This window comes from Thalassovita sp. ABM4_323, assembly GCF_056158665.1.
In genome coordinates, this window is sequence record NZ_JBSWTS010000007.1 from 78,313 (window position 1) to 104,218 (window position 25,906).

30 protein-coding genes are annotated in these 25,906 nt (G+C 60.3%); 16 read left to right on the forward strand and 14 right to left on the reverse strand.

Annotated elements, in window-relative coordinates; all coding sequences use genetic code 11:
* Position 1: 1 nt before the first annotated feature.
* The 4 genes from ACXADQ_RS02615 to ACXADQ_RS02630 are packed head-to-tail and all read right to left on the reverse strand — an operon-like array spanning position 2 to position 3,223.
* The gene (locus tag ACXADQ_RS02615; RefSeq protein WP_475314970.1) at positions 2-1,486 is read right to left on the reverse strand and encodes a 2-hydroxymuconic semialdehyde dehydrogenase; all 1,485 of its coding nucleotides are present in this window, start codon (positions 1,484-1,486) and stop codon (positions 2-4) included.
* Between the two features lie 11 nt (positions 1,487-1,497).
* Complete coding sequence (locus tag ACXADQ_RS02620; RefSeq protein WP_475314971.1) at positions 1,498-1,929, reverse strand: GlcG/HbpS family heme-binding protein; 432 nt, start codon at positions 1,927-1,929, stop codon at positions 1,498-1,500.
* 1 nt (position 1,930) lies between these two features.
* A complete protein-coding gene (locus ACXADQ_RS02625) occupies positions 1,931-2,851 on the reverse strand; it encodes a catechol 2,3-dioxygenase (protein ID WP_475314972.1) in 921 nt (306 codons plus the stop codon).
* A gap of 24 nt (positions 2,852-2,875) precedes the next feature.
* Positions 2,876-3,223, reverse strand: a complete 348-nt coding sequence (locus tag ACXADQ_RS02630) for a 2Fe-2S iron-sulfur cluster binding domain-containing protein (RefSeq protein WP_475314973.1) — start codon at positions 3,221-3,223, stop codon at positions 2,876-2,878.
* Positions 3,224-3,415: 192 nt separating this feature from the next.
* Here ACXADQ_RS02630 and ACXADQ_RS02635 point away from each other — a divergent pair, with 192 nt between their 5' ends.
* From ACXADQ_RS02635 to ACXADQ_RS02665, 7 genes are all read left to right on the forward strand, one after another.
* Positions 3,416-4,132, forward strand: a complete 717-nt coding sequence (locus tag ACXADQ_RS02635; RefSeq protein ID WP_475314974.1) for a GntR family transcriptional regulator — start codon at positions 3,416-3,418, stop codon at positions 4,130-4,132.
* Positions 4,133-4,141: 9 nt separating this feature from the next.
* Positions 4,142-4,663, forward strand: coding sequence for a redoxin domain-containing protein (locus ACXADQ_RS02640; RefSeq protein ID WP_475314975.1), 522 nt, complete (start codon positions 4,142-4,144; stop codon positions 4,661-4,663).
* Positions 4,664-4,988: 325 nt separating this feature from the next.
* Entirely contained in the window at positions 4,989-6,263 is a 1,275-nt protein-coding gene (locus tag ACXADQ_RS02645) for an ABC transporter substrate-binding protein (RefSeq protein ID WP_475314976.1), read from the forward strand.
* Between the two features lie 60 nt (positions 6,264-6,323).
* Complete coding sequence (locus tag ACXADQ_RS02650; protein WP_475314977.1) at positions 6,324-7,058, forward strand: ABC transporter ATP-binding protein; 735 nt, start codon at positions 6,324-6,326, stop codon at positions 7,056-7,058.
* Positions 7,042-7,764, forward strand: coding sequence for an ABC transporter ATP-binding protein (locus tag ACXADQ_RS02655; RefSeq protein ID WP_475314978.1), 723 nt, complete (start codon positions 7,042-7,044; stop codon positions 7,762-7,764). The genes ACXADQ_RS02650 and ACXADQ_RS02655 overlap by 17 nt, the downstream gene beginning before the upstream one ends.
* Positions 7,764-8,624: a branched-chain amino acid ABC transporter permease gene (locus ACXADQ_RS02660; protein ID WP_475314979.1), complete on the forward strand. Its 861-nt coding sequence runs from the start codon at positions 7,764-7,766 to the stop codon at positions 8,622-8,624. The genes ACXADQ_RS02655 and ACXADQ_RS02660 overlap by 1 nt, the downstream gene beginning before the upstream one ends.
* A 9-nt stretch (positions 8,625-8,633) precedes the next feature.
* Positions 8,634-9,641 (forward strand): branched-chain amino acid ABC transporter permease, encoded by a 1,008-nt coding sequence (locus ACXADQ_RS02665; protein WP_475314980.1) that lies wholly within the window; start codon positions 8,634-8,636, stop codon positions 9,639-9,641.
* A 95-nt stretch (positions 9,642-9,736) separates the two neighbouring features.
* Here the strand turns inward: ACXADQ_RS02665 and ACXADQ_RS02670 are convergent, their stop codons facing one another.
* The 3 genes from ACXADQ_RS02670 to ACXADQ_RS02680 form a co-directional block, all read right to left on the reverse strand.
* Positions 9,737-10,681, reverse strand: a complete 945-nt coding sequence (locus ACXADQ_RS02670; RefSeq protein WP_475314983.1) for a Gfo/Idh/MocA family oxidoreductase — start codon at positions 10,679-10,681, stop codon at positions 9,737-9,739.
* A gap of 148 nt (positions 10,682-10,829) precedes the next feature.
* Positions 10,830-11,699, reverse strand: coding sequence for a LysR family transcriptional regulator (locus tag ACXADQ_RS02675; RefSeq protein ID WP_475314987.1), 870 nt, complete (start codon positions 11,697-11,699; stop codon positions 10,830-10,832).
* Positions 11,662-12,054 carry a LysR family transcriptional regulator gene (locus ACXADQ_RS02680; RefSeq protein ID WP_475314989.1) on the reverse strand — a complete coding sequence of 131 codons (393 nt, stop codon included), beginning with the start codon at positions 12,052-12,054 and terminating at the stop codon, positions 11,662-11,664. Before ACXADQ_RS02680 ends, ACXADQ_RS02675 begins: the two co-directional genes overlap by 38 nt.
* A 129-nt stretch (positions 12,055-12,183) precedes the next feature.
* Here ACXADQ_RS02680 and ACXADQ_RS02685 point away from each other — a divergent pair, with 129 nt between their 5' ends.
* Genes ACXADQ_RS02685 through ACXADQ_RS02710 form a run of 6 tightly spaced genes read left to right on the forward strand, consistent with a single transcriptional unit; the run spans position 12,184 to position 16,817 of the window.
* Positions 12,184-12,918 carry a PIG-L deacetylase family protein gene (locus tag ACXADQ_RS02685; protein WP_475314991.1) on the forward strand — a complete coding sequence of 245 codons (735 nt, stop codon included), beginning with the start codon at positions 12,184-12,186 and terminating at the stop codon, positions 12,916-12,918.
* Positions 12,915-13,607, forward strand: coding sequence for a 4-carboxy-4-hydroxy-2-oxoadipate aldolase/oxaloacetate decarboxylase (locus ACXADQ_RS02690; protein ID WP_475314995.1), 693 nt, complete (start codon positions 12,915-12,917; stop codon positions 13,605-13,607). The genes ACXADQ_RS02685 and ACXADQ_RS02690 overlap by 4 nt, the downstream gene beginning before the upstream one ends.
* The gene (locus ACXADQ_RS02695; protein WP_475315000.1) at positions 13,600-14,655 is read left to right on the forward strand and encodes a 4-oxalomesaconate tautomerase; all 1,056 of its coding nucleotides are present in this window, start codon (positions 13,600-13,602) and stop codon (positions 14,653-14,655) included. The genes ACXADQ_RS02690 and ACXADQ_RS02695 overlap by 8 nt, the downstream gene beginning before the upstream one ends.
* Positions 14,652-15,539, forward strand: a complete 888-nt coding sequence (locus tag ACXADQ_RS02700; protein ID WP_475315003.1) for an amidohydrolase family protein — start codon at positions 14,652-14,654, stop codon at positions 15,537-15,539. The genes ACXADQ_RS02695 and ACXADQ_RS02700 overlap by 4 nt, the downstream gene beginning before the upstream one ends.
* A gap of 60 nt (positions 15,540-15,599) precedes the next feature.
* Positions 15,600-15,959, forward strand: coding sequence for a protocatechuate 4,5-dioxygenase subunit alpha (locus ACXADQ_RS02705; protein ID WP_475315007.1), 360 nt, complete (start codon positions 15,600-15,602; stop codon positions 15,957-15,959).
* 12 nt (positions 15,960-15,971) lie between these two features.
* Positions 15,972-16,817, forward strand: a complete 846-nt coding sequence (locus ACXADQ_RS02710; RefSeq protein WP_475315011.1) for a class III extradiol dioxygenase family protein — start codon at positions 15,972-15,974, stop codon at positions 16,815-16,817.
* Between the two features lie 58 nt (positions 16,818-16,875).
* Here the strand turns inward: ACXADQ_RS02710 and ACXADQ_RS02715 are convergent, their stop codons facing one another.
* The 4 genes from ACXADQ_RS02715 to ACXADQ_RS02730 form a co-directional block, all read right to left on the reverse strand.
* The gene (locus ACXADQ_RS02715; protein WP_475315014.1) at positions 16,876-17,358 is read right to left on the reverse strand and encodes a cytochrome b; all 483 of its coding nucleotides are present in this window, start codon (positions 17,356-17,358) and stop codon (positions 16,876-16,878) included.
* 120 nt (positions 17,359-17,478) lie between these two features.
* A complete protein-coding gene (gene lepA, locus ACXADQ_RS02720) occupies positions 17,479-19,281 on the reverse strand; it encodes a translation elongation factor 4 (protein ID WP_475315018.1) in 1,803 nt (600 codons plus the stop codon).
* A 108-nt stretch (positions 19,282-19,389) separates the two neighbouring features.
* Positions 19,390-19,656 (reverse strand): TFIIB-type zinc ribbon-containing protein, encoded by a 267-nt coding sequence (locus tag ACXADQ_RS02725; protein WP_475315023.1) that lies wholly within the window; start codon positions 19,654-19,656, stop codon positions 19,390-19,392.
* Between the two features lie 114 nt (positions 19,657-19,770).
* Complete coding sequence (locus tag ACXADQ_RS02730) at positions 19,771-20,178, reverse strand: universal stress protein (RefSeq protein WP_475315026.1); 408 nt, start codon at positions 20,176-20,178, stop codon at positions 19,771-19,773.
* Positions 20,179-20,342: 164 nt separating this feature from the next.
* Between ACXADQ_RS02730 and ACXADQ_RS02735 the strand changes: the two genes are divergently transcribed.
* The gene (locus ACXADQ_RS02735; RefSeq protein WP_475315030.1) at positions 20,343-20,546 is read left to right on the forward strand and encodes a YgaP family membrane protein; all 204 of its coding nucleotides are present in this window, start codon (positions 20,343-20,345) and stop codon (positions 20,544-20,546) included.
* Positions 20,547-20,627: 81 nt separating this feature from the next.
* On the opposite strand, the gene ACXADQ_RS02740 is transcribed toward ACXADQ_RS02735, so the two are convergent.
* The 3 genes from ACXADQ_RS02740 to ettA form a co-directional block, all read right to left on the reverse strand.
* Positions 20,628-20,831 (reverse strand): hypothetical protein, encoded by a 204-nt coding sequence (locus tag ACXADQ_RS02740; RefSeq protein ID WP_475315035.1) that lies wholly within the window; start codon positions 20,829-20,831, stop codon positions 20,628-20,630.
* A gap of 92 nt (positions 20,832-20,923) precedes the next feature.
* Positions 20,924-21,355: a hypothetical protein gene (locus ACXADQ_RS02745; RefSeq protein WP_475315039.1), complete on the reverse strand. Its 432-nt coding sequence runs from the start codon at positions 21,353-21,355 to the stop codon at positions 20,924-20,926.
* A 480-nt stretch (positions 21,356-21,835) separates the two neighbouring features.
* Positions 21,836-23,491 carry an energy-dependent translational throttle protein EttA gene (gene ettA, locus ACXADQ_RS02750; RefSeq protein ID WP_475315044.1) on the reverse strand — a complete coding sequence of 552 codons (1,656 nt, stop codon included), beginning with the start codon at positions 23,489-23,491 and terminating at the stop codon, positions 21,836-21,838.
* A 145-nt stretch (positions 23,492-23,636) separates the two neighbouring features.
* Here ettA and ACXADQ_RS02755 point away from each other — a divergent pair, with 145 nt between their 5' ends.
* Entirely contained in the window at positions 23,637-24,236 is a 600-nt protein-coding gene (locus ACXADQ_RS02755) for a nicotinate-nucleotide adenylyltransferase (protein WP_475315048.1), read from the forward strand.
* A gap of 213 nt (positions 24,237-24,449) precedes the next feature.
* Entirely contained in the window at positions 24,450-25,790 is a 1,341-nt protein-coding gene (dacB, locus tag ACXADQ_RS02760) for a D-alanyl-D-alanine carboxypeptidase/D-alanyl-D-alanine endopeptidase (protein ID WP_475315052.1), read from the forward strand.
* Positions 25,791-25,906 lie beyond the last annotated feature (116 nt).

Consider the following 25,906-nt stretch of genomic DNA (forward strand, 5'->3'; position numbering starts at 1 on the left):
CTCAGAGCTTTACGCAGACGTTCGTCAGTTCAGAATAGAATTCCAGGCCATGCACGCCGCCCTCGCGGCCGATACCCGAGTGTTTCGAGCCGCCAAACGCGGTGCGCAGATCGCGCAGGAACCACGAGTTCACCCAGGCGATCCCCACGTCGATCTTGGGGGCAACGCGATGGGCGCGGGTCAGGTTTTCGGTCCAGATGGCGGTGGCCAGGCCATAGTCGGTATCATTGGCCAGCTGGATCACTTCTTCTTCGGTATCGAAGGGCTGGATGTGGCAGACGGGTCCAAAGATTTCCTCTTTCACCACGCGCGCGGTTTCGGGCAGGCCGGTGAAAATCGTCGGTTCAACCCAGGCACCGTCCTGCATGTCCGCAGGCATATCGGGCACGCCGCCACCGGTGACAACCGTTGCACCTTCCTCGACCGCCAGCTTGTAGTAGGACAGCACCTTTTCCTGGTGTTCCTTGCTGATCAGCGGGCCCAAGTTGGTGTCTTTGTCTTCCGAGGCCCCCAGTTTCAGGCCTTCGGCGCCCTCTTTCAGGCGAGCGACGAACTCGTCGAAAATCGGGCGCTCAACATATAGACGCTCGGTGCCCAGACAGACCTGACCGCAGTTGGCGAACACCGAGCGCATGGTGCCCTCGATCGCCTTGTCCATGTCACAGTCAGCGAACACGATCCCGGCGTTCTTGCCACCGCACTCCATGGATACCTGACGCAGCCCTTTGGCCGCTGATTGCATGATGATCTCGCCGGTGCGGGTTTCGCCGGTAAAGGTGATGGCGTCGACGCCGGGATGCGCAGTTAGATACGCCCCCGCACTGTCGGGGCCGAACCCGTGCACCACGTTGAACACGCCCTTGGGCAGGCCAACAGTGTTCATCACCTCACCCAGCAGAGTGGTGGTCAGCGGTGTTTCCTCGGACGGCTTCACGATCACCGTGTTGCCCGAGGCCAGCGCTGGCCCCACCTTCCACGTCATTAGCAGCAGCGGCAGGTTCCAGGGGGAAATCACCCCGATCACCCCCTTCGGGCGGCGCACACCATAGTTCATCGCACCATTGCCATCGGGCGTATCCAGCATGAAGCTTTCGGTGGGCACGTTTTTCACCAGATCCGCGAAGACCTTGAAATTCGCCGCCCCGCGCGGAATGTCGATATGGCTGGCCAGCGATTTGGGCTTGCCGGTGTCCAGGATTTCAGCCTCGAGGAATTCATCGAAACGGCGGTTGATCTCGTCGGCCACAGCATGAAGCAGATCGCTGCGTTCGGCCTGGCTCATATAGCCCCAGGGACCCTCCAGCGCGGCGCGGGCGGCCTGAACGGCGGCGTCAATCTCGTCGGCCTGACCTTCGTGGACGATCCCGATTTTCTGGCCCGTCACGGGCGAGACATTGTCGAACACCCGGCCCGACGTGCCCGTCGTGAACTCACCATTAATGAAGTGCAGCGCGTCGCGCGCCGCAATATGCAGCCCGTCTTTCATGTTTCCAATCCTCAGTCCTGTGCCAATCCGATGGCTTGCAGCCCGGCGCGGGCACAGATTTCATCCTGTTCGGCCGAGGCACCGGACACGCCGATACCGCCGACAAGCTCTCCGTTGCTGTGGATGGGCAGCCCACCCTGAAACAACGCGACACCCGGCTGGGCGGCGATCCCGGTCAGAACCGGGGCCTCGCCCGCCAAGGCGTCATACAGAGCGCCCGTAGGCGCCCCGAAACCCGCAGCCGTATAGGCCTTGTCGCGGGCAATTTTTCCCGAAGGCAGGAACGCTCCGTCCCCGCGCAGAAACGCGATCTGGTTGCCACCTGCATCGACCACGCTGGCGTTGATGGCGACCCCCAGTTCGGCCGCTTTGGCCACGGCGGCCCCCACGGCAGCATGCGCTGCCGTATGGGTCAGAATCTGTGCGGAACGAAGCGCCTGCATCTTAGGTCACCACTGACAGGAACGCGTCGTTCAGCTGGCGCTCGTAATAGAAGATGCCACGACCCACATTGTTGTGGTCCCAAACGCGTACCGGGTGGTCCTTGTAGGCAGTGTAGCCCCCACAGAAGACCTCGTTCCGGTTGCCCGATGGATCGAAGAAATAGATCGTCTGGCCACGAGTGATCCCGTGTCGGGTCGGACCCACATCGCGACTGATATCATAGCGCGACATGACGTCGGCAGCGTGCCCAATGTCGTTCCAGTCTTCCAGATAGAATGCCAGGTGGTGCAGCTTGCCGGGTTCTTCGTGGTTCACAAAGGCAATGTCATGCGCCTTGTTCGAGACGGTCATCCAGATCGCCAGCGTACCGTCGGGCAGATCCACGCGCTCGGGCAGATGGAAATCCAGAACCTGGGTGAAGAATTCCTCGACCTTGTCGATGTTGGGACCATACAGCAGGCAGTGGTCCATCCGTTGGGCCCGCATGCCCCGAGGCTCGGTTTTCCACGTGTAGGGGTTTTTGGTTTCGGGCGCGTTCTCGGACAGATCCATATCGGCAAAGATCTCGATCCGGTGCCCCGAGGGCACGGTAAAGCCGATGCGGGCGCCGGTACCGGGCTGTTCACCCGCGGCGACATCATCGACCTCCAGGCCGTACTCTTCGATCCGTTTGCGATAGGCGTCGACACTGGCCTGGCTGTCGGCCTTGAAGGCAAACAGATCGATTCCCGCCGTGTCGGCCTCGCGCAGAACCAGGGAATGACGGTGGAATTCGTCATATCCTTTCAGATAGACGCGGCCGTCTTCTTCGGTTCCGACCATTTCCAGGCCGATGCGTTCAACGTAATGCGTGATGGCCTCTTCCATATCCAGCACGCGGATTTGTGCGATCCCTGGTCGCAACAACCCTTCTTGAGACATTGGTAATCCTCCTACCCTTGCTTCTCAGTTGTCTTGCCCCGCGCGGCGCCCCTTAGAGCCGCGAAAGGCGGGTTCGATTTCCAGATCACTTTGCGGATACACGCGACATGCCAGCGCAAAGCCCTGTTTTTCCTCGTCTTCGGTGACGTGATCGCGGCTCATCTTGTCGGTCACGTAGGTGCCGCGCGTCACCTTTATGCGGCAGGCCCCGCATCCCCCCTGGCGGCATCCCACGCGCACCGGGCGCTGTCGGGGATCCCAAAATTCGCGCTCAAGCGCACAAAGAAGCTTCTCTGAGGTGCCACAGCTGACGCTGCGCTCGTCCCCTTTGATGCGAATGCTGACCGAAGCCAGCCTGGACCCGTCTGCCATTCTGCGTCTCCTCCTTCGCATTGCGGCCACGTTTCGGTGTTGACGGGATCATGCGCCAACACAATATCGTTTGTCAAATGTAAAAACGATATTTTTACCCTCACACCATAAATAACGATATTTTTTGATTTTGACGTTGTTTTTTAAATGATGGTAGGTTTATGGTGAAATCAGGAGACGCAGGGGGAGAAATTGACTTTTCTCAAGGATATCAACGAATTCGGCGACGAATCGCAGAGCCGCACCACGATCGAGCTGGTATATGGCGCGTTGCGACAGGCCATACTGTCCGGTGAAATCGAGCCCGAATCGCGGCTGCGAGTCGAGGTATTGCGCAAGACTTTCGGGGTTGGCGCCTCTACCGTACGCGAGGCCTTGTCCCGCCTGCTGGTGGAAAACCTGGTCACCACCGAAGGCCAGCGCGGATTTCGTGCGGCCATTGTCTCGGTCGAGGACTTCAAGAACATCGTGGAAATGCGCGCCTTGCTGGAAGCACGGGCCGTTCGCGAATCCGTGCTGAACGGGGATGACGATTGGGAAAGCGAATTCGTCGCTGCTCATCATCGGCTGGCCAAAATCGAAACCGAAATGGCCGGGCGTGAAGAACAGGCCGTGGCCGACTGGGAGATCCGCAATCGCGATTTCCACAATGCCATGATCGGGGCCTGCAACAATTCTTGGCTGCTGAACTTTCGCGAGATTCTGTACAGCCACTCGATCCGCTATCTGCAAATCGCCCTGACGGATCGCACCATCCCACGGGACGTGCGCAGCGAACATCAGGCGATCTTTGATGCAGTGATCGCGCGCGACGCTGACCTAGCCGAGCGCCTGACCACGGAACATATTCGCCGCTCGGTCCCTGTGATCGAACAACGCCTGTCTGCCAAACTGGAAGCCGAGGCATAGGGGCGCGGCATGGTTCAACGTCTTCAACCCGGTGACGCAATCCCAACCCTGACGTTTCAGACGCTGGGGCACGGCGCGTATGACGTGGCCCAGGATGCGCCCCCGGGCGGGACATATGTGTTTTTTCACCGAGGGCGGCACTGCAAATGGACGCGCCTGGCGTTGAAAGACCTGGACGACCGGATCGGAGATTTCGCCATCCGCGATATCCGCTGCGTGGCCGTGTCGGGCGATGACGCCCAGGCGACTGCGCAACTTCAAGAAGAGATGCAGCTGATCCGCCTGCCTCTGGGCCATTCGGTGGATGTCGAAAAAACTGCGGCGGATTGGGGGCTGTATCTGACGCGAAATAGCTCTGAGCCTGACGCCCCAGCACTGCATTTCGAACCCGCGCAGGCCTGGGTGGTATCGAACGATACCTTGGGCGCGATCTCGGTTCAGAGCATACCAAATATGTGGCCAGACATTTCGCAAACATTGCGCGGCCTCGAAAACACGGCACGAAAGTTCCCCGAACGGGGAAAGGGATAGCGCCTGCATAGCGACGAAAGGGAGGACCTGTGCAACTGAACGACACCGCGACCTGATCTAACCGGGCGGACGACTATCAAAAGATGGATTGCGCATAGCAGCCCCGACGCGAGCAGCGGCGGGGATCAGAGGAGATTTGCGCTGCGCCCATCAGACCAGCCGCCCCCCATATTTGACGGACCGATCTGACCCACCAGATCGCCACCGGATTTTCAGACCAGCCTGCGTGCTGTGACCCTGCGGGAAGACCCGTCAGGGAACAGGGAAGATGTGCAAACAGCATTCAGGCTGACCACTGCTGGGAATGACAATGAGGAGGAACACCATGTCGAAACCCACTCTGTCCCGCCGGGGATTTATCAAGGCCACCGGGGCCACCAGCCTGTTGGCGGCCAGCGGCCTTGCCAGCCCCGCCATCGCCAAAGCGAAAAAGCTGAAGATCGGTTTTGTGACACCGCAAACCGGCCCGCTGGCCATTTTCGCGGAACCTGACCAATTCACGCTGAACCAGTTCGCTAAGAAAATCGGCGACGGCCTGATGATCAACGGCGCCAAGCACGAGGTCGAGTTCATCGTGAAGGACAGCCAGTCCAACTCGAACCGGGCGTCCTCGGTCGCGCAGGAACTGATCCTGGGCGAAGAGGTCGACATCATCTGCGCCACCTCGACCCCGGACACCACCAATCCGGTTGCTGACCAGGCCGAGCTGAACGGCGTGCCCTGCGTCACCAATGATACCCCGTGGCAGCCGCACTTCTTTGGCCGTCAGGGCAACCCGGCTGAAGGGTTCGAATACACCTATCACTTCTTCTGGGGGCTCGAGGACATCATCGGATCCTTCATCAACATGTGGGACAAGGTCGACACCAACAAGGTGGTCGGTGCCCTGTGGCCGAACGATCCTGATGGCAATGGCTGGGCGCATCCCGAGCTGGGCTTCCCCCCTGTGATGGCCAAGCGCGGCTATGAACTGGTCGATCCGGGCCGCTACCAGAACATGAGCGACGATTTCAGCGCGCAGATCTCGGCCTTCAAAGAGGCTGGCGTGGAAATCGTGACCGGCGTTGTGATCCCGCCGGATTTCACCACCTTCTGGACTCAGGCCGCGCAGCAGGGTTTCAACCCCAAGGTCGTGAACGCCGCCAAGGCCACCGAATTCCCGCAGGCCGTTGGCGCCTTGGGCGATCGTGCGGATGGTCTGAGCGTCGAGGTCTGGTGGTCGCCCCATCACCCGTTCAATTCGGGCTTTACCGGTCAAACCTCGGCCGAGCTGGCCGCAGAATACGAGGCCGCAACCGGCAATCCCTGGACCATGCCGCTGGGCTTCAAGCATTCGCTGTTCGAGGTCATCTTCGACAGCCTGCAACGCAGCGAAGACCCGACCGATCCCGACAGCATCGCCGCTGCGATCGGCCAGACGAACTATGATTCCGTCGTGGGCAACATCAACTTCGCGAACGGCCCTGTGCCCAACATCGCCAAAACCCCGCTGGTTGGCGGCCAATGGCGCATGGATGGCGGCAAGCCCGTGCTGGACATCGTGGAAAACGGGGCACACCCGAACATCCCGCTGACCGGTGAAATGAAGGCAATCGGCTAAGGCCGACCGGGTCGGGGGTGGCCTCTCAGCGCCCCCGGCCCACCTAACTTGGAGGCGCCTATGGCCCCTATCCTGTCTCTTTCCAATGTGAACAAGAGCTTCGGCGCGCTGAAAGTGTCCGACGATGTGACCTTTGACATGCCCGAGGGCCAGGCCCTGGGCATCATCGGCCCGAACGGTGCCGGCAAATCGACCCTGTTCAACCTGATCGGCGGCACGTTGGGTGTCAGTTCGGGCACCGTGATGTTCGATGGTCAGGACGTCACCCGCATCTCCGCCGCCGAACGCTGCCGTATGGGTGTGGCGCGGTCTTTCCAGATCCCGCACCCGTTTGTCGGCATGAGCGTCTATGAAAACCTGCTGGTTGCCTCGTCCTTTGGCAATTCTGGTCACCAGGATGCCGCCGAAGAATGCCGCGAGATCCTGCGCCGCACCGGGTTGCTGCCCAAGGCCAACAGCCCCGCCGGCAGCCTGACCTTGTTGGAACGCAAACGGCTGGAACTGGCGCGCGCGCTGGCCTCGGGGCCGCGTCTGTTGTTGCTGGACGAAATCGCCGGCGGCCTGACCGAGGCCGAATGCCACGAGCTGGTCGCCACCATCAAGGACATCCGCGACAGCGGCGTGTCCATCATCTGGATCGAACACATTGTCCACGCGCTGACCGCCGTGGTGGAACGTCTGATCGTCATCGATTTCGGCAAGATCGTCGCCCAGGGCGACCCCGAGGCGGTGATGGCTGACCCGTTGGTTCAGGAAATTTACATGGGGATATCTGTCGATGAAACCGCTGCTTGAAACCAAGGGCCTGACGGCGTTTTACGGCGATTTCCAGGCTTTGTTCGGGATCGACGTTGTCGTGGCTCAGGGCGAATGCGTGGCCCTGATCGGATCGAACGGCGCCGGGAAATCCACCTTTTTGCGTGCGATCACGGGGATGATCAGCTCCAAGGGGCAGGACGTGCAATTTGACGGCACAGCCATCGCCGGGATGCCCGCGAACCATATTCACAAGATGGGCATGGCCATGGTCCCCGAGGGGCGGCGCCTGTTCCCGTCCCTGTCAGTCGAGGAAAACCTGCTGATCGGCGCCGCAGGCAAACGCCCCGGCCCGTGGTCGCTGGAGGCGATCTATGATCTGTTCCCCGATCTGGTGGCCAAGCGCCACAACCCCGGCACCGCTCTGTCCGGGGGACAACAGCAGATGGTCGCCATCGGCCGCGCGCTGATGTCGAACCCGCAATTGCTGCTGTGTGATGAAATCAGCCTGGGTCTGGCGCCCAAGGTGATCAAGGACATCTACACCGCCGTGCCCAAAATCCGCGAAGGCGGCACCGCCATTCTGGTGGTCGAACAGGACGTGGGCCAGGCCATGGCCGTGGCCGACCGGGTCTATTGCTTCATGGAGGGCCGCGTGACCCTGACAGGCACGCCCGACAGCCTGACGCGCGCACAAATCGCAGCGGCCTATTTTGGAACCAACGAAGACGAGGAGGCCGCCTGATGGTCTGGATCAATGCAATCTTGCAGGGCATCCTGCTGGGCGGGCTCTATGCGCTGTTCGCTGCGGGGCTGAGCCTGATGTTCGGCGTCATGCGCTTTATCAACATCGCGCATGGCGATTTCATCGTGACGGCTGCTTATATGATGGTCGCGCTTGTCGTGGGGCTGGCCGTGCATCCGGTGATCGCCATCGTACTGGTGCTGATCGCGCTGATGGCTGCGGGCTATCTGAACCAGCGCATCCTGCTGAACCGCGTTCTGGGCAAGGACATCCTGCCGCCGATCCTGGTGACGTTTGGCATGTCCATCATCATCCAGAACGCCTTGCTGGAAATCTTTTCCGCCGACAGCCGGCGTTTGCCCGCAGGCTGGCTGGAAACCGGCAGCATCAAGCTGTCAGACACGATCGCAATTGGCTGGCTGCCCCTGCTGATGTTCGGCGCAGCTGTTGCCGTGATCGGCGGGCTGCAATTGGTGTTCTACAAAACGCCGCTAGGCCGGATGCTGCGCGCGACCTCGGATGATCCCGAAATCGTGCCGCTGATGGGGGGCAACAACGCGCATATCTTTGCGATTGCTACCGCCCTGGCCAGCCTGGTCGTCGGCATCGCTGGGATTTTTCTGGCGATGAAAACAAACTTTGATCCCTCGGCGGGCCCCGCGCGTCTGCTGTTTGCCTTCGAGGCGGTGATCATCGGGGGCCTTGGCAGCCTTTGGGGCACCCTGATCGGAGGCATCGTGCTGGGTGTCGCCCAGACCGTCGGCGCCCAGATCGACGCGGGGTACCAGATCCTGGCCGGGCACCTGGTGTTCCTGGCGCTGCTGGTCGTGCGCCCGCGTGGCCTGTTTCCCAAGATGTGAGGTGGGATGATGACAACGATTGATATGCAAAAGACCCGAACGCTGAACCTGTCCGTCGCCTTGCGCCTGATGCTGGCCGCTGCGGTGGTGGTGCTGGCCGTGGCCCCGTGGTGGGCCGGTCGCGCAGATTTGCGCCTGTTGATGGAGGCGTTCAGCTTCCTCGCTCTGGCGCAGATGTGGAACCTTCTGGCGGGCTATACCGGGCTGATCTCGGTGGGGCAGCAGGCCTTTGTCGGACTTGGCGGATATCTGTTTTTTGCCATGGCGATGTTTGCCGGGCTGCCGGTGCTGTTGGCCATTCCGCTGGCCGCGCTGGCCACGGCTGTGGTCGCTGTGCCGACGGGTTGGATCGCCTTCCGCTTGCAAGGCCCCTATTTCGCCATCGGCACCTGGGTCATCGCCGAGGTGTTCCGGCTGATCTCGGCCCAGGTTGGCGCACTTGGCGGCGGGTCAGGGATCTCCCTGCCCGTGGCCATCGCCAAATCCCTGGCCGACAGCCGCGCGGGGCGCGAGATGGTGATGTATTACATTGCCTTTACCATCGGCGTCGTCGCCGTGTTGCTGGTCTGGGGGCTGTTGCGATCTAAGTGGGGGCTGGCCCTGACCGCGATCCGCGACAGCGAACCGGCCGCCGAGGCCATGGGCGTCGCCACCCGCCGGGTCAAGTTCGGCATCTATGTACTGGCGGCCTTCTATACCTCGATCACCGGGGCGTTCATCTTCTTGCAAAAGCTGCGGATCACCCCCGATGCGGCGTTCAGCCTGAATGAATGGACGGCCTTCGTGATCTTTATCGTGGTGATCGGCGGGATCGGATCCATCGAGGGCCCAGTGATCGGCGTGGTGATCTTTTTCCTCTTGCGTGAAATCGCAGCGGATTGGGGCACCTGGTACCTGATCATGATGGGCGGCATCGCGATTGCGGTGATGTTGATCGACAAACGCGGGGTCTGGGGCGCGATCCAGTCGCGCATGAACCTGTCGATCTTCCCTGTCAGCAAGAAACTGGATCTCTGACTGACGGGCGATCGGGCCAACATGCGTTGGCGCTGCTTTGAAACGCAAAAGGGCGGGGAAATCCCCGCCCTTCGCGATTTTCACCCAGATCGGGCTTAGCTCATCGATTGCTCGATGGCATCCAGGGTCTCCATGGCCTGGATCACGTCGGTGACGCAGCCGTTGGGCGCGCGACCTTCCTGAATGGCCGAGACGAACTCGCGGTCGATCAGTTCGATACCGTTGTTGGACACAGCGACGTCGCTCAGATCGATCTTGTTTTCGTTACCGTCGTACAGATCGTCGTAGCGGGCAATGTAGGTGCCGTTATCGCAGATGTAGCGGAAGTAGGTGCCCAGAGGACCATCGTTGTTGAACGACAGCGACAGGGTACAGATGGCGCCGTTTTCGGCTTTCATGCCGATCGACATGTCCATGGCGATGCCCAGGTCGGGGTGCGCGGGGCCTTGCAGACCGAACGCCTGAGCCGCTTTGCCACCAGTCTGGTACTGGAACAGGTCAACGGTGTGACAGGCGTGGTGCCACAGCAGGTGATCCGTCCATGTCCGGGGCTCGCCCTTGGCGTTGGTGTTGGTGCGGCGGAAGAAGTAGGTCTGAACGTCCATCTGCTGGATGGTCAGCTCGCCCGCGACGACCTTGTTGTGGATCCACTGGTGGCTGGGGTTGAAACGGCGCACCTGGCCGGCCATGCAGGTCAGGCCGGTTTCTTTTTGCTTGGCAACAACGGCTTGGCTGTCGGCCAGGCTGTCGGCCATCGGGATCTCGATCAGAACGTGCTTGCCCGCATCCATGCAGGCGATAGCCTGTTCGGCGTGCATCTGGGTGGGGGTCGACAGGATAACGGCGTCGACGTCATCACGCGCGATGCATTCTTCCAGGGTGGTGCCCGCGTGGCCGATGCCGCGCTCGGCGGCCAGGGCTTCGATCTTGGCTTTGGTCGGGCCCATGATCGAGGTCACTTCGACCCCATCAATGGCCGACAGAGCGTCCAGGTGTTTCAGACCAAACGCGCCATAGGCGCCAGCAACGCAAATTCTCATGCTAATGTCCCTTCAACTTGGTTCCGGATCCGCCATAGCGCCAGAGCCGATAGATATTCCCCGATGCTCTTATCATCTTGGGCCCATGACAGGGAATTCGAATGCCCGCGAAGTCCATTTGTTTTTGTTATAGCGCCGGGAAATCACGTCAGCTTGCCCGGGCTTTCTGGCGAATGATATCCAGGAACCGGCTTTGCAGGGGCGTCGGGCTCCAGCCGGTGCGATAGGTCAGGCCAATGGGGCGCTCGGACTCAGGAAGCTCAATAGGCAGAGGGACCAGCGTGCCCATCTGTTCCTCGACCTCGATCTGACGCAACGAGGCGATCGAGATATAGTTGCCCCGCGCCGCCAAACCGCGCAGCAATATCATGGAATTCGACACCAGCCGCACGGGCGTGTTCGGCATGTCCTGAATGCGCAGGGTTTCGAACAGATACGCGCCCGAGGGCGCCTCGCGCGGGGGGGCGACCCAGGGATATTCCAGCGTGTCCCAGATGGTTGCGCTTTTGCGTTTGGCCAGCGGATGATCGCGTCCGGCGACGGCAACCAGTCGGTCCATGAACAGCTCTTCTTGTTCGACATCCGCTGCCGGTTTGGGGAAACGCAGCGCGCCGATCAGGAAATCCAGCTCGCCAAAGCGCAGGTCCTTCAGCAGCGCCGGATAGCGCGCATCCACGCAGTTCACCTGCACGCCAGCGCCAACCTCAGACACCAACTCGTCAATCGCAGCGGGCAGGATCGCGGTGCGCGACAGGGGCAAAGACCCGATGCTGATCCGGGTGACATCGCGGCCCAGAAATTCGTTAATCTCGAACACTGCTTGCTGAAATTCGTTCACGGCAAGACGGACATGGTGGGTGAAAACATCTGCGGCTGCGGTCAGAATCACGCCGCGCCGGGTCTGATCGAACAATGTCAGACCAGACAGCGATCCCAGCTCTCGCAGCGCGCGATGGACCCCGGGCTGGCTGACGCCCAGCTCAAACGCGGCCTGATTGAAGCTGCCGGTCTTGGCCACGGCCAGAAGCGCGCGCAGCTGGCACGGGCGAGCAGAATTTGTGGAAAGCGCCGCGGGCCGTGCCAGTCTCGTCACCGCGCGTGGCCTTTTTGCGGGCCAGACTGTCACCGCGGCGCAGGTATTCCAGAATGCGCAGCAGTCGTTTTTCGAACAGGCGCCCGGCCTCGGTGGGGAACATGCCTTTGGGGCGACGCTCGAACAGTTGGACACGCAGCATCTCTTCGACCCGCGCCAAGGATTGGGTCGCGGCGGGCTGAGATACGTGCACAACCTCGGCCGCAGCGCTGATCCGGCCATGGCGATAGACCTCGTGCACGACATAGAGGTAGCGGATATGGGGGAAGTCGATGACCATGCCAAGCTCTCTGATTTTTCCAAACTATAACAAAATCAAATTCCGTTTGTCAGGATTTAAAATGGTCATTTCCGACCTCAAAACGTTAGGGTTGCCGCAATCTGCAGACTAAATTTGAAAGGCGCGACTATGGCTGACAATAAGACCGCTCTGGTGATCTCTGCTCACGCAGCTGATTTCGTATGGCGGTGCGGGGGGGCAATCGCCCTGCACCAGGAACTGGGTTACAATGTGACGGTGGCTTGCCTGTCCTTTGGCGAACGCGGCGAAAGCGCCCGCCTGTGGAAAGAAGGCAAATCGCTGGAAGAGGTGAAAGCCAACCGCCGCGGCGAAGCTGAAAACGCCGCCGAAGCCCTGGGTGTCCACGACATCAAGTTCCTGGACATGGGCGACTATCCGTTGCGCTTCACCGAGGAATACGAGAACCAAGTGGTCGACATCATCCGCGATGTGCAGCCCAAGTTCATGTTCTCGCACTCCAAGTGGGACCCCTATAACACCGACCACATGAAAACGACCGAGTTCGCGCTGACCTGCCGCATGATCGCGCAGGCCTGGGGCCACAACCCCGGTCAGAAGGTGCTGGGCGCGCCGCAGATGTACCTGTTTGAACCCCACCAGACCGAGCAGATGCACTGGAAGCCGAATGTCTTCCTGGACATCACCCCCGTGTGGGAAAAGAAGCGCAAAGCGATGGAATGCAACAACGGTCAGGTCCACCTGTGGGACTTCTACACCCGTGTCGCCCAGCAGCGCGCCAACCACTTCAAGCGGAACTCGGGCGGTATGGCCGGTGGTCGTGACTGTAAATACGCGGAAGGCTTCGAAAGCATCTTCCCGTTCTGCATGGATGAACTGGTATGAGCTATCCCGTAGGCACCCAGGGCGTTGTCGTCCAAAACATCGAACGCGCAGATCAGGCCATCATTGATGGCCTGGCGGAATGCGGCGTCGCCACCGTGCACGAAGCCCAGGGCCGCAAGGGCCTGCTGGCTGACTACATGACCCCGATCTTCCCCGGATCCCGTGTTGCTGCCAGCGCCGTGACCATCTCGGCGCCGCCCTGCGACAACTGGATGATCCACGTTGCGATCGAACAGCTGCAAGCCGGGGATATCCTGGTGCTGGCGCCGACCTCGCCCAGCAATGCGGGCTATTTCGGTGACCTGCTGGCCACCTCGGCCAAGCATCGCGGCTGTAAGGGCCTGATCATCGACGGCGGTGTGCGTGACGTGCGCGACCTGACCGAGATGGACTTCCCCGTCTGGTCCAAGGCCGTATTCGCCCAAGGCACTATCAAAGAGACGCTGGGCTCGGTCAACGTGCCGGTCGTCTGCGCCGACGAGCTGGTGAACCCCGGTGACATCATCGTGGCCGATGACGACGGTGTCTGCGTCGTGCGCCGCGAAGAGGCCGCCGAAGTGCTGGAGAAATCCCGCGCCCGCGAAGCCAACGAAGCCGAGAAACGCGCCCGTTTCGAAGCAGGCGAGCTGGGTCTGGACATCTACAACATGCGCGGCCGTCTGGCCGAAAAGGGCCTGAAGTATGTCTAAGGCCGTCCGGACAATGTGGATGCGTGGCGGGACATCGAAAGGCGGGTATTTCCTGCGCGACGACCTGCCCGCCGACACGGCGGACCGCGATGCCCTGTTGCTGGGCATCATGGGGTCGCCCGATATCCGTCAGATCGACGGGATGGGCGGCGCCGACCCTCTGACCTCGAAGGTTGCTGTGGTCAGCAAGTCCGAACGTCCCGGCGTGGATGTGGACTATCTGTTCCTGCAAGTCTTTGTGGATCAGCCGATTGTCACCGACGCCCAGAACTGTGGGAACATTCTGGCTGGCGTTGCTCCCTTCGCCATTGAACGCGGCCTGGTTGCGGCCACGGATGGGGAAACGTCGGTGACGATCTTTATGGAAAACACCGGTCAGGTGGCCGTGGTTCGGGTGAAAACCCCGGGCGGCCAGGTGGATTATTCGGGTGACGCGCGCATTGACGGCGTGCCCGGCACCGCCGCGCCTGTGCCGATTGCCTTTCAGGATACGGCCGGATCCAGCTGTGGTGCCCTGCTGCCCACAGGCAACGTTATGGATGTGATCGACGGGATCGAACTGACCATGATCGACAACGGTATGCCCTGTGTGGTCATGCGGGCGTCGGACATGGGCATCACCGGCGAAGAGGCCCCCGAGGATCTGGAAGCCAACAAAGACCTGCGCGCCAAGCTGGAGGCGATCCGCCTGCAATGTGGCCCGCTGATGAACCTGGGCGATGTGACCGAAAAATCGGTGCCCAAGATGACCATGGTGTCGGCGCCCCGTGATGGTGGTGTGATCTCGACCCGCACGTTCATCCCGCATCGCTGCCACAAAACGATCGGCGTGTTGGGCGCCGTGTCCGTGGCCACGGCCTGCCTGCTGGAAGGCGCACCGGCCTATGAGCTGGCCGCCAAGGGCGAAGGCCAGGAACGCACCATGCCCATCGAACACCCGACCGGTGAAATGACCGTCGTCGCCACGCTGAACGAAGCGGGCGACGTGACCTCTGCCGCGATCCTGAGAACCGCGCGCAAACTTATGGACGGAGAAGCTTACGCATGACCGAAGTACAAGTAATGGACGCCGATTGGCTGGAATTCCACCCAAGCCCCAAGAAGCCCGACTTCAAACTGCCCGAGGGCGCCGTGGACGCGCATTGCCACGTCTTTGGCCCCTACCCCGAGTTTCCCTTTGCGCCCGAACGCAAATACACCCCCTGCAATGCGGGCAAGGACAAGCTGTTCGCTCTGCGCGACTACTTGGGGTTCTCGCGCAATGTGATCGTGCAGGCCACCTGCCACGGCAAAGACAACCGCGCCATGGTCGATGCCTGCCGCGCCGCCGGTGATCTGGCCCGAGGGATCGCCAGCGTTGGTCCCGACATTACCGAGGACGAGATCCGCGACATGCACGAGGCTGGCGTCCGCGGCGTGCGCTTCAACTTTGTCAAACGTCTGGTCGATGCCACCCCGCAAGAGGTGTTCCTGGACATCGCCGAAAAGATCAAACCCTTCGGCTGGCACATCGTGGTCTATTTCGAAGCGCAGGACCTGGAAGAGCTGGTGCCCTTCCTGGAAAAACTGCCCACCATTCTGGTTGTTGATCACATGGGCCGTCCCGACGTGTCCAAAGGCGTCGATCACCCCGATTTCCAGCGCTTTATCAAGCTGATGGAAGACAACGAGAACATCTGGTCCAAAGTCACCTGCCCCGAGCGCCTGTCGCTGCAGGGACCGCCCTATGACGACGTGGTGCCTTTCTGCGCCGAAATCGTCGACCGGTTCCCCGACCGCGTCTTGTGGGGCACCGACTGGCCACACCCGAACATGAAGTCGCACATGCCCGATGATGGTGCCCTGGTCGACTACATTCCCCAAATCGCGCGAACCCCCGAACAGCAGCAAAAGCTGTTGGTAGACAACCCTATGCGTCTGTACTGGGCGTAATTGCTGCCGCGCCCCGGCATTGCCCGGGGCCCGACCGCACCAAATAAAGGAGGAGTCCCCATGCACGACATGCCGGGCCACGATTACCATATCGACATTCCTGGAACGACCATCTTTGACGGTAAGCAGGCCATGAAGGGCTATGACCTGAACAAGATGTGCTATTCGTTCAACAAGGCTGTAAACCGCGAGGCGTTCAAGGACGACCCCGAGGCCTACATGACCAAGTACAAGCTGACCGAGGCGCAAAAAGACGCCATCCGCTCCAGCAACATCCTGGCCATGATCGCCGAAGGCGGCAACATCTACTACCTGGCCAAACTGGCGGGCATCTTCAAACTTTCGGTTCAGGATGTTGGCGGTCTGCAGACCGGCCGCACCACCGAAGAGTTCAAAGAATTCCTGCTGAGCCAGGCATAAGGAGATACGACAATGGCAAAAATTCTTGGCGGTATCACCACCTCGCACATCCCCGCCGTTGGCAACGCCATCCAGCAGGAACTGTATGACGATCCCTATTGGAAACCGTTCTTTGACGGTTATCCCAAGGTTCACCAGTGGATCAAAGACAACAAACCCGACGTCGTCGTGAACATCTACAACGACCACGGCCTGGGCTTTTTCCTGGACCAGATGCCGACCTTTGCGATCGGCGCGGCCCACGAATACAAGAACGAAGACGAAGGCTGGGGCCTGCCCGAGCTGGATCCCTTCCCTGGTCACCCCGAGCTGAGCTGGCACATCATTGAATCGATGGTGTCGGACGAGTTCGACATCACCTCGTGTCAGGAACTGCCCGTCGACCACGGCTTCGTGGTTCCGATGCAGCTGTTCTGGCCCGGCGCGCCCCACAACGAGGACCTGCCCAAGGCGATCCCGATCTCGGCCAACACCGTGCAGCACCCGATTCCGACGCTGAAACGCGCCCTGGATTTCGGCAAGGCCCTGCGCAAAGGCATCGAAAGCTTCCCCGAGGACCTGAAAGTGGTCGTTCTGGGCACCGGCGGTCTGAGCCACCAGCTGGACGGCGAGCGCGCGGGTTTCATCAACAAAGAGTTCGACCAGTACTGCCTGAACAACATCGCCCACAACCCCGAAGAGCTGACCAAGATCACTCGGATGGAGCTGGTCGAGAAGGCGGGCGCCCAGGGCACCGAATTCCTGATGTGGATGATGATGCGCGGCGCGCTGGGTGACAATGTCACCGAAGTGACCCGTAACTACCACATCCCGATCTCGAACACCGGCGCGGGTACCCTGCTGCTGGAATGTGCATAAGCCTTTGAGATCACAAGAAAAGGGGCGCCCCATTCGGGGCGCCCCTCTGCGTTTGGGCTTAGCCCGGTGTGCGCATCCGGTCCATCAGATTGGTTTTCAGCACGAACTGATGATACAGCGCGCCCGCGACGTGCAGCAGGAACAGCGCCATTAGAATAGGTGCAAAGGTGCCGTGCATTTCAGCGGCAAACTCAAGCCCGCCAAACCACGCCATCCCGCCGCCAATCGGCAACAGGATCATCATCGCATAGAGCGCCCAGTGCGTCACATGCGCGGCCATCTTCATCATCGGTGGCTCTTCTTTGGGCAGCGGTGGCACCCCGCGGGTCAGGCGCAACGCCAAGCGCCAGACGGCCAAAGCCAACACCAGCATCCCGGCACCAACATGCGCCCAGGCCATGGTCGAGGGCGCAGCTGTGCCCCCCTTCTCGATCACTTCCCAAGCTTCCTCCATCGCCTCGTGTGCGACGAACTGAAATGCGATAAGCAGGAAAACCACCCAGTGCAGGGCGATCTGAATTCGTGAGTAATGTGTGGGCATACCGGCCTCCGATCAATGTCACTGACCGTATGCTAGGCCTTTGCGACACGAATGTGAAGACCTTTTACATTATGTTCCCAAGATGTAAAAAAGCCGCCCAACGATGGGGCGGCTTGGGGATCAATCGTCCATTTTCAGGGCCGAGATAAAGGCCTCTTGCGGGATGTCCACGCGACCGAACTGACGCATCTTTTTCTTACCGGCCTTCTGCTTTTCCAGCAGTTTCTTTTTCCGGGTCGCGTCGCCGCCGTAACATTTCGCGGTCACGTCCTTGCGCAACGCAGCCAAGGTTTCACGAGCGATCACCTTGCCGCCAATCGCGGCCTGGATCGGGATTTTGAACATGTGGCGCGGGATCAGATCCTTGAGCTTTTCGCACATTGCCCGGCCCCGCATTTCGGCGCGGTCGCGGTGCACCATGACCGACAGCGCGTCCACGGGCTCTTCGTTCACCAGGATCGACATTTTCACCAGGTTGTCTTCGCGATAGCCGGTCATCTGGTAATCGAAGGACGCATAGCCTTTGGTCACCGATTTCAGACGGTCGTAGAAATCAAACACCACCTCGTTCAACGGCAGATCATAGACGACCATCGCGCGGGTGCCGGCATAGGTCAGATCCTCTTGGATACCGCGGCGGTCCTGACACAGTTTCAGCACGTCGCCCAGATATTCGTCGGGCACCATGATGGTGGCCTTGATGCGCGGCTCTTCCAGGTGGTCGACCTTGGACAGGTCGGGCATGTCGGCGGGGTTGTGCAGCTCGATCATTTCGCCGTCTTTCATGAAGACGTGATAGATCACGCTGGGCGCGGTGGTGATGAGTTCAATGTTGTATTCGCGTTCAATCCGGTCGCGGATCACTTCGAGGTGCAGCAAACCCAAGAAGCCACAGCGGAAGCCAAAGCCCAGCGCGGCCGAGGTTTCCATTTCAAAGCTGAAAGAGGCATCGTTCAGCGCCAGTTTTTCAATCGCGTCGCGCAGGTCTTCGAATTCCGCCGAATCCACGGGGAAGAGACCACAGAACACTACGGGCACCGAGGGTTTAAAGCCTTCCAGCGGGTCAGAGGTCTGGCGTTTTTCATGGGTGATCGTGTCGCCCACCTTGGTGTCGCGCACCTGCTTGATCGAGGCGGTGATAAAGCCGATCTCGCCCGGGCCCAGCGCGTCCACGTTTTCCATCTGCGGACGGAATACGCCCACACGGTCGACACCGTATTTGGCGCCAGTCTGCATCATGCGGATCTGGTCGCCCTTTTTCAGCTTGCCGTCCATCACGCGGATCAGAACGACCACGCCCAGATAGGGATCGTACCAGCTGTCCACGAGCATCGCCTTCAGGGGCGCGTCTGGGTCACCCTCATGCGGCGCGGGCAGACGGGTCACGATGGCCTCCAGCACATCGGGGATGCCGATGCCGGTTTTTGCCGAGATCAGGCAGGCGTCTGAGGCATCAATACCGATCACATCCTCGATCTGCTCGGCCACACGCTCGGGCTCGGCGGCGGGCAGGTCGACCTTGTTCAGAACGGGCACGATTTCGTGATCAGCCTCGATGGCCGTATAGACGTTCGCCAGCGTCTGCGCCTCGACGCCCTGGGACGCGTCCACCACCAGCAAAGATCCTTCGACCGCACGCATCGAGCGGCTGACCTCATAGGCAAAGTCCACGTGACCGGGGGTGTCGATCAGGTTCAGCACATAGGTTTCACCGTCCTGCGCCGTGTAGTCGATACGCACGGTGTTGGCCTTGATGGTGATACCGCGCTCGCGCTCGATATCCATGCTGTCCAGCAGTTGCTCCTTCATATCCCGATCGGCCACCGTGTTGGTGGACTGAATCAGGCGGTCGGCCAGGGTGGATTTCCCATGGTCGATATGGGCAACAATCGAGAAATTGCGGATGTGCTTCAGGTCGGTCATGGATCAGCGATATGATGCGGAATCGCGCGGTGGTCAATGGGCTTGGACATGGGAAAGCCCCCCAGAGGGGGACCACGTCGTTTTTTCTGTGCCTACGGGGACGCAAGCCTAGTCGAAATCGAAAATCTCGCTGAGGATGCTTTTGCGCTTCTTGTATTTGGGTTTGTGGTACCCGCCGGAATAGCCCCGGTCATCGTAGTCCCGGTTTTTGGGGCGCCGAGGCTGCTGCGGCGCGGTTTGCGTGGCGCTGCGGTCGATGATCTTGTCCAGCTCGCCGCGGTCCAGCCAGACGCCCCGACATTGCGGGCAATAGTCGATCTCGACTCCGGCGCGTTCGGTCATAACCAGTTGGGTTCCGTCGACGGGACATTGCATGGCGGCTTGGCTCCTTGGGATAAGTTGACCCCATTGATGTAGGAAGCCTCTGGCGCCGCTCAAGTGCAGCCGTGGGAAACCGGCAAGACCACGCCTGCCGGTTTCACCAAAACATTAGCGCAGCACGTGCACCGCGCATTTGGCATGACGCACGACATTGGCTGCGGTGGACCCAAGAAGAAGGTCCTGCATGCCGGGCCGGTGCGAGGCGATGACGATGCAATCGATATCGTTGTCGTTCGCCCAGTCCACGATGGTGCGGCCAGAATGCCCTTCGATCACGACAGCTTGGGCGTTGGGCAAATCACCGCCCATTTCGGCCAGCTCTTTCTCGATCGCGATCCGCAATTCCGAGACATATTCGTTCGGCATGTAAGAAATCGCATACCCCGGAATGCTTTCCATCACGTGGATCAAGGTGACTTTTGCTCCGTCAGCGCTGAGCGCCTGGGCAATGCCCAAAGCGCCTTTAGCATCGCGTTCACTGTCAAACGAAACGGGGACAAGGATGTTGTTGTACATGAGAATCCTCCTGTTCACATGGCCATATGCTGCCCGGGATTCGCGCCCGCCGCCTTGATGCAGGTCAGGAAAAATTCTCTATTGTATTCAATTTAAGGAATACGTATGATGCCCTTCAATCCAGGCTAAATCGCGTGTTCGCGAAACTCAAAAAGGAAACCCGCATGTCCATCGATCGCGCCATGTTCCGTTTCGCAGGCATCATGGTCCTGCTGAGCGTTGTGCTGACTGTTTTTGTCTCGCCCCACTTCGTGTGGTTCACCGTGTTTGTCGGGGCCAACCTGCTGCAATCCTCGTTCACCGGCTTCTGCCCGGCGGCGATTGTCTTTCGCAAACTGGGACTGAAACCGGGCAACGCGTTTCAGTAACGTCTGTTTCGACTTCCTCCGAAATGGACGAGGCCGCGCAGATTGCGCGGCCTTTTTTCATGTACGTCGCGCAGAAATGCGTCAGACCGAAGCGGCGTGCGGCCCGTTCAGACCCAGCAGATTCGAAAGCGCGTGTGCGACCGGCACCACGCAGAGCGGGCCAAGGATGGACAGGCTCAAATAGACGCTAAGCGCAGCACCAAAGGTCAGGCCGAACCCCACAAAGCCGACAAGCGCCGAACCAAAACCGATCAAACTGAACACCAGCAGGGCAACCAGGGCCATTGTGAGCCTCCTTCTTCGCTCTATCCCACCGCGAAATCCTTAAACTTAGGTAAACGTGCGAATGTGGCGAGAGTGAGGCATCGCGCCCCAGTTTACCGACAGATGTAATCGACCCGCTGATTGTCCTCGGTCACCATAATCACGCCCCCCTGCACCAGATAGAAATCGGCATAGGTGGCCCGGTGATTGGCCCCGTTGATCCAAACAGCCCCCGCGCCTTGGTTGCCGCCCATCGTGGCCTCGAAATCAGCAATGGCGGTGGCGCTGCGGAAGTGCCCATTCATCATCAGGGTCCCGGGGATTTCATTCGCCCGCCCCATGCGGACCAACATCAGGATCTGGTGCCGTGCGCCAGCATTACCCACGCCAACCTCTCCGGCCAGTTGCATGATGTGAAACTGGATGACGCCCTGGAACGGCTGCCCTGCATAGGTCGTCTGACATTGCAGCTGCCCCACAGGGATGCCTTGCGCCTGAACGGGCGCGGCCAAAAGGGTGAATAAAAGGGCGATGAGGCGGAGCATACGCGTAGAGTAGCATATTTTCCACGCGAATGGCAGGACCGCGTCCGACCTCGGGAGGAAGCGAAGCGCCCTCCCATGGGGGAGGTCGGGCGCGGTCCGGGTGCCCCCAGACTTGTGGACAGATACCTTTCAACCCAAATCAGACCAGATCCGAGCGCATCGCATTCTTTAGAGCTTCGGTCGCCAAGGAGCGATCAGGTGAACCTGGCTCAGACGACACCCAGTTGCGTAGTTCCTTAAGGACACGGTCTGAGGCCACCAGTTCCACCCGCAGAACCCAATGCCCCACGTCACGAAGTGTCTCGTCCGAAAAACCTAGATTTTCTTGCCGCACCCAAGCTTCAAGGAGGCCTAAGTAGGCCTCCTTGCGCTCCAAACGCTGCCGCTCTTTCTTGGTTGCCAGGGATGAAACCCACGCTTGGACTAGTACCGTTAGCAACGACCCGATCCCGACGAAGCCTAAGAGCGACTGCCAATCCATCACCGCGTGAATTTCTTGTGTTTGATCCGAGTGGGTTCCAATGCATCGGGGCCCAAACGGCGTTTTTTGTCTTCTTCGTAGTCTTCGAAGTTGCCCTCGAACCATTCGACATGGGCGTCGCCCTCGAAGGCCAGGATGTGGGTACAAATCCGGTCGAGGAAGAAACGATCGTGCGAGATCACCACGGCGCAGCCGGCGAAATCGACAAGCGCGTCTTCCAGCGCGCGCAGGGTTTCCACGTCCAGATCGTTGGTCGGTTCATCGAGCAGCAGCACGTTCCCGCCCGAGCGCAGCAGGCGCGCCATGTGGACTCGGTTGCGTTCCCCGCCCGACAGCAGGGAAACCTTTTTCTGCTGGGTGCCGCCCTTGAAGTTGAAGGCCGAGCAATAGGCCCGTGCGTTCACCTCGGCGTCGCCCAGTTTGATGATGTCCTGACCGTCGGCGATGGCCTCCCAGACAGTGTCATTGTCGTTCAGGTCGTCGCGCGACTGATCGACATAGGACAGCTGCACGGTGTCGCCATAGGTCACGCTGCCCTCGTCGGGCTGTTCCTGGCCGGTCAGCATACGGAACAGGGTGGTTTTACCCGCGCCGTTGGGGCCGATCACGCCAACAATACCGCCGGGCGGCAGGCTGAAATTCAGACCCTCGATCAGCTGTTTGTCACCAAGGTGCTTGGCCAGACCTTCGACCTCGATCACTTTCTGGCCCAGACGCGGGCCGTTGGGGATGATGATCTGGGCGCGCGACAGCTTCTCGCGCTCGGACTGGTTGGCCATCTCGTTATAGGCATTGATACGGGCCTTGGATTTGGCCTGACGCGCCTTGGGCGAGGCACGCATCCATTCCAGTTCGCGTTCCAGCGTCTTTTGCTTGGCCTTGTCTTCGCGGGCCTCTTGCTCCAGCCGTTTGGCTTTCTGCTCCAGCCAGGCCGAGTAGTTGCCCTCGTAGGGGATACCGCGGCCGCGATCCAGTTCCAGAATCCAGCCGGTGATGTCATCCAGGAAATAGCGGTCGTGGGTGACGCACAGGATGGTGCCCTTGTAATCGATCAGGTGCTGTTGCAGCCAAGCGATGGTTTCCGCGTCCAGGTGGTTGGTCGGTTCGTCGAGCAGCAGCATGTCGGGCGCTTCCAGCAGCAGCTTGCACAGGGCCACGCGGCGCTTTTCACCCCCCGACAGCTTGGTCACGTCCGCATCATCGGGCGGGCAGCGCAGCGCCTCCATCGAGACATCGACCTGGCTGTCCAGATCCCACAGGTTCTGGCTGTCGATCTCATCCTGCAGCTGGGCCATTTCCTCGGCGGTTTCGTCCGAATAGTTCATCGCCAGTTCGTTGTAGCGATCCAGAATGGCCTTTTTCTCGGCCACGCCCAGCATCACGTTGCCGCGCACGTCCAGCGACGGGTCCAGTTCGGGTTCCTGCGGCAGATAGCCAACCTTGGCGCCCTCGGCGGCCCAGGCCTCGCCGGTGAAATCCTTGTCCAGACCGGCCATGATCTTCATCAGGGTCGATTTACCGGCGCCGTTGACACCGACCACACCGATTTTCACGCCGGGCAGAAAGGACAGGTGGATATTCTCGAAACATTTCTTGCCGCCAGGATAGGTCTTCGAGACCCCCTGCATATGATAGACGTACTGGTAGGATGCCATCTGATGTCGCTCCGGGTGGGTGATACTTGTGTTGGCGGCTGTGATACCCGAGCCATCGCGCGGGGGCAATCCGTGCTGAGAGGCCTTCGAGACATTGACAATTCCGCCCTGCATCGGGACTAAAGGGCCCCCAGAGGAGAGCGGAATGCGCCACCACATGCCATTTGCACGACCCGGTCAGGTGATCGGCTTGTTGGGCGGGTCATTTGACCCCGCCCACGAAGGTCACGCGCATATCACCCGCGAGGCGCTGAAACGCTTTGGGCTGGATCAGGTCTGGTGGCTGGTCAGCCCTGGCAATCCGCTAAAAGCGCGTGGCCCCGTTGAGCTGGGCAAACGCATGGCCCATGCGCGCCAAGTCATGCAGCACCCGCGCGTGAAGATCACCGATATCGAGGCGCAGATCAGCACCCGGTATACTGCGCAGACTCTGGCGCGGATGCAGGCAATGTATCCTGGTGTGCGTTTTGTCTGGCTGATGGGGGCGGACAATCTGGTGCAGTTCAGCCAGTGGCAGGATTGGCAACAGATCATGCGCTCGGTTCCTGTCGGCGTGCTGGCGCGACCGGGGCAGCGGATCTCGGCTCGGTCGTCAAAAACTGCGCGGGTCTTTCGCAGGTTCCGGCTGCGCAAACCTGCCAGTCATCTGCTTGGGCACAGCGCGCCACCGAAGTGGTGTTTTCTGAACGTCCCGATGGTTGATCATTCGTCAACAAAGATCCGTGAGCGCGGAGATTGGCGATAGACCGGAAACGCAAGTGTGGAATTGTGACTTGTCGCAGCCATTCTTGAGCGTATTAATTTCGGTATGACCAGACGAGTTTCCAGACGTTTATTCCTCGGCTCTTTCGCCTCATTTCTGGCGGTTCCAACGGCGCAAGCCAACCCGCCCGCAGTTTCGTTGCGCCCTCATACGCGGCCGACAGCGCTGTTTCGCGATCCAGCACTCAGCGCGCAGATGATCGCCAAATCGGGCCTGAGCGGAAAAGTGGCTTTCGCCCTGGCCGACCCCAAAAGCGGCGAAATACTGGAAAGTTATCAAGCGGATACCCCCCTGCCCCCCGCCAGTGTCGCGAAGGCCATCACAGCCATGTACGCCTTGGAACATCTGGGGGCACATCACCGATTTCAGACCCTCGTGATTGCAACCGGGCCAATACAGAACGGCATTCTGAATGGCGATCTGATCCTGGCCGGAGGGGGCGACCCGACGCTCGACACCGACGATCTGGCCAAGATCGCGGCCGACCTGAAGGCAACGGGCCTGCGCGAGGTACGCGGCAATTTTCTGGTGTGGGGCGGGGCTGTGCCCTATGCCGCTGAAATCGACAGCAGCCAACCGGATCACGTCGGATATAACCCGGCTTTGTCCGGCCTGTCGTTGAACTATAACCGCGTGCATTTTGAATGGACCAAGGCCAGTTCGGGGTGGGGAGTCACTTTGGACGCGCGCTCGGAACGGTATCGTCCCGAGGTTCAGGTCGCCACGATGGCCGTGGTTCAGCGCAAGGTGCCGGTCTATACCTATGCCAGCAAAAACGGCAAAGACAGCTGGACGGTGGCCAGCGGGGCCTTGGGCAAAAAGGGGTCGCGCTGGTTGCCCGTTCGGCGCCCCGAGATCTATGCCGGTCAGGTTTTTCGTACCTTTGCGCGTGCACATGGCATCGTGCTGAAACCTGAACGCAGCGTGCAATCGCTGCCCGGCGGAAATACCCTGGTGCGCCACGACAGTCCTCCGCTGGATGAGATCCTGCGGGGGATGCTGAAATACTCGACCAACCTGACTGCTGAGATGGTGGGGATGGCGGCGACCCATGCCCGGTTGGGCAAGCGGATGGGAATGCGTGGATCAGCCCGCGAGATGAGCCGTTGGGCGGCGCAACGGCATGGAATGACCCAGACCAAACTGGTGGACCATTCCGGGTTGGGGGATGCCTCGCGTGTGTCCGCCACAGATATGGCGCGGCTGTTGATCCGGGCGCACAAAACGGCCGCCTTGGGGGCGCTTTTGAAGAAAATCCCGCTAAGGGACGCCAAGGGAAAAGTGAACAAGACCCATCCCGTCAAGGTTCATGCAAAGACGGGGACGCTGAACTTCGTCAGCAGCCTGGCTGGATTCGCGCGACGTCGGAACGGCTCGGAGTTGGTTTTTGTCATCTTTACCGCGGACCAGGCGCAGCGCAAATCTCTGTCCCCGGCGCAACGCGAACGCCCAAAAGGCGCGCGCAGCTGGAACCGGCGCGCGAAGGTCTTGCAGCAGCAATTGATCGAACGCTGGACCGAGCACTATGGAACGTGAGGCGAAATGAAAACAGGGCGCGCCCATGGGTGCACCCTGTTTCGACGAACCGTGAGCAGAGCGTCGGCAAATAGCACTGCGTTCTCTCGTAGCGCCAAAATCAAAGCGCATCTTCT

Bases quoted from the DNA above. Each gene is read 5' to 3' on its own strand.
- ACXADQ_RS02700 (WP_475315003.1), top strand. From the start codon at position 14,652: ATGACCGAAGTACAAGTAATGGACGCCGATTGGCTGGAATTCCACCCA.
- ACXADQ_RS02640 (WP_475314975.1), top strand. From the start codon at position 4,142: ATGGTTCAACGTCTTCAACCCGGTGACGCAATCCCAACCCTGACGTTT.
- ACXADQ_RS02710 (WP_475315011.1), top strand. From the start codon at position 15,972: ATGGCAAAAATTCTTGGCGGTATCACCACCTCGCACATCCCCGCCGTT.
- ACXADQ_RS02615 (WP_475314970.1), bottom strand. From the start codon at position 1,486: ATGAAAGACGGGCTGCATATTGCGGCGCGCGACGCGCTGCACTTCATT.
- ACXADQ_RS02735 (WP_475315030.1), top strand. From the start codon at position 20,343: ATGTCCATCGATCGCGCCATGTTCCGTTTCGCAGGCATCATGGTCCTG.
- ACXADQ_RS02755 (WP_475315048.1), top strand. From the start codon at position 23,637: ATGCGCCACCACATGCCATTTGCACGACCCGGTCAGGTGATCGGCTTG.
- ACXADQ_RS02625 (WP_475314972.1), bottom strand. From the start codon at position 2,851: ATGTCTCAAGAAGGGTTGTTGCGACCAGGGATCGCACAAATCCGCGTG.
- ACXADQ_RS02670 (WP_475314983.1), bottom strand. From the start codon at position 10,681: ATGAGAATTTGCGTTGCTGGCGCCTATGGCGCGTTTGGTCTGAAACAC.
- ACXADQ_RS02695 (WP_475315000.1), top strand. From the start codon at position 13,600: ATGTCTAAGGCCGTCCGGACAATGTGGATGCGTGGCGGGACATCGAAA.
- ACXADQ_RS02665 (WP_475314980.1), top strand. From the start codon at position 8,634: ATGACAACGATTGATATGCAAAAGACCCGAACGCTGAACCTGTCCGTC.
- ACXADQ_RS02740 (WP_475315035.1), bottom strand. From the start codon at position 20,831: ATGGCCCTGGTTGCCCTGCTGGTGTTCAGTTTGATCGGTTTTGGTTCG.
- ACXADQ_RS02745 (WP_475315039.1), bottom strand. From the start codon at position 21,355: ATGCTCCGCCTCATCGCCCTTTTATTCACCCTTTTGGCCGCGCCCGTT.
- ACXADQ_RS02660 (WP_475314979.1), top strand. From the start codon at position 7,764: ATGGTCTGGATCAATGCAATCTTGCAGGGCATCCTGCTGGGCGGGCTC.
- ACXADQ_RS02680 (WP_475314989.1), bottom strand. From the start codon at position 12,054: ATGGTCATCGACTTCCCCCATATCCGCTACCTCTATGTCGTGCACGAG.
- ACXADQ_RS02705 (WP_475315007.1), top strand. From the start codon at position 15,600: ATGCACGACATGCCGGGCCACGATTACCATATCGACATTCCTGGAACG.
- ACXADQ_RS02715 (WP_475315014.1), bottom strand. From the start codon at position 17,358: ATGCCCACACATTACTCACGAATTCAGATCGCCCTGCACTGGGTGGTT.
- dacB (WP_475315052.1), top strand. From the start codon at position 24,450: ATGATCGCCAAATCGGGCCTGAGCGGAAAAGTGGCTTTCGCCCTGGCC.
- ACXADQ_RS02690 (WP_475314995.1), top strand. From the start codon at position 12,915: ATGAGCTATCCCGTAGGCACCCAGGGCGTTGTCGTCCAAAACATCGAA.
- ACXADQ_RS02630 (WP_475314973.1), bottom strand. From the start codon at position 3,223: ATGGCAGACGGGTCCAGGCTGGCTTCGGTCAGCATTCGCATCAAAGGG.
- lepA (WP_475315018.1), bottom strand. From the start codon at position 19,281: ATGACCGACCTGAAGCACATCCGCAATTTCTCGATTGTTGCCCATATC.
- ACXADQ_RS02725 (WP_475315023.1), bottom strand. From the start codon at position 19,656: ATGCAATGTCCCGTCGACGGAACCCAACTGGTTATGACCGAACGCGCC.
- ACXADQ_RS02620 (WP_475314971.1), bottom strand. From the start codon at position 1,929: ATGCAGGCGCTTCGTTCCGCACAGATTCTGACCCATACGGCAGCGCAT.
- ACXADQ_RS02650 (WP_475314977.1), top strand. From the start codon at position 6,324: ATGGCCCCTATCCTGTCTCTTTCCAATGTGAACAAGAGCTTCGGCGCG.
- ettA (WP_475315044.1), bottom strand. From the start codon at position 23,491: ATGGCATCCTACCAGTACGTCTATCATATGCAGGGGGTCTCGAAGACC.
- ACXADQ_RS02645 (WP_475314976.1), top strand. From the start codon at position 4,989: ATGTCGAAACCCACTCTGTCCCGCCGGGGATTTATCAAGGCCACCGGG.
- ACXADQ_RS02655 (WP_475314978.1), top strand. From the start codon at position 7,042: ATGAAACCGCTGCTTGAAACCAAGGGCCTGACGGCGTTTTACGGCGAT.
- ACXADQ_RS02730 (WP_475315026.1), bottom strand. From the start codon at position 20,178: ATGTACAACAACATCCTTGTCCCCGTTTCGTTTGACAGTGAACGCGAT.
- ACXADQ_RS02685 (WP_475314991.1), top strand. From the start codon at position 12,184: ATGGCTGACAATAAGACCGCTCTGGTGATCTCTGCTCACGCAGCTGAT.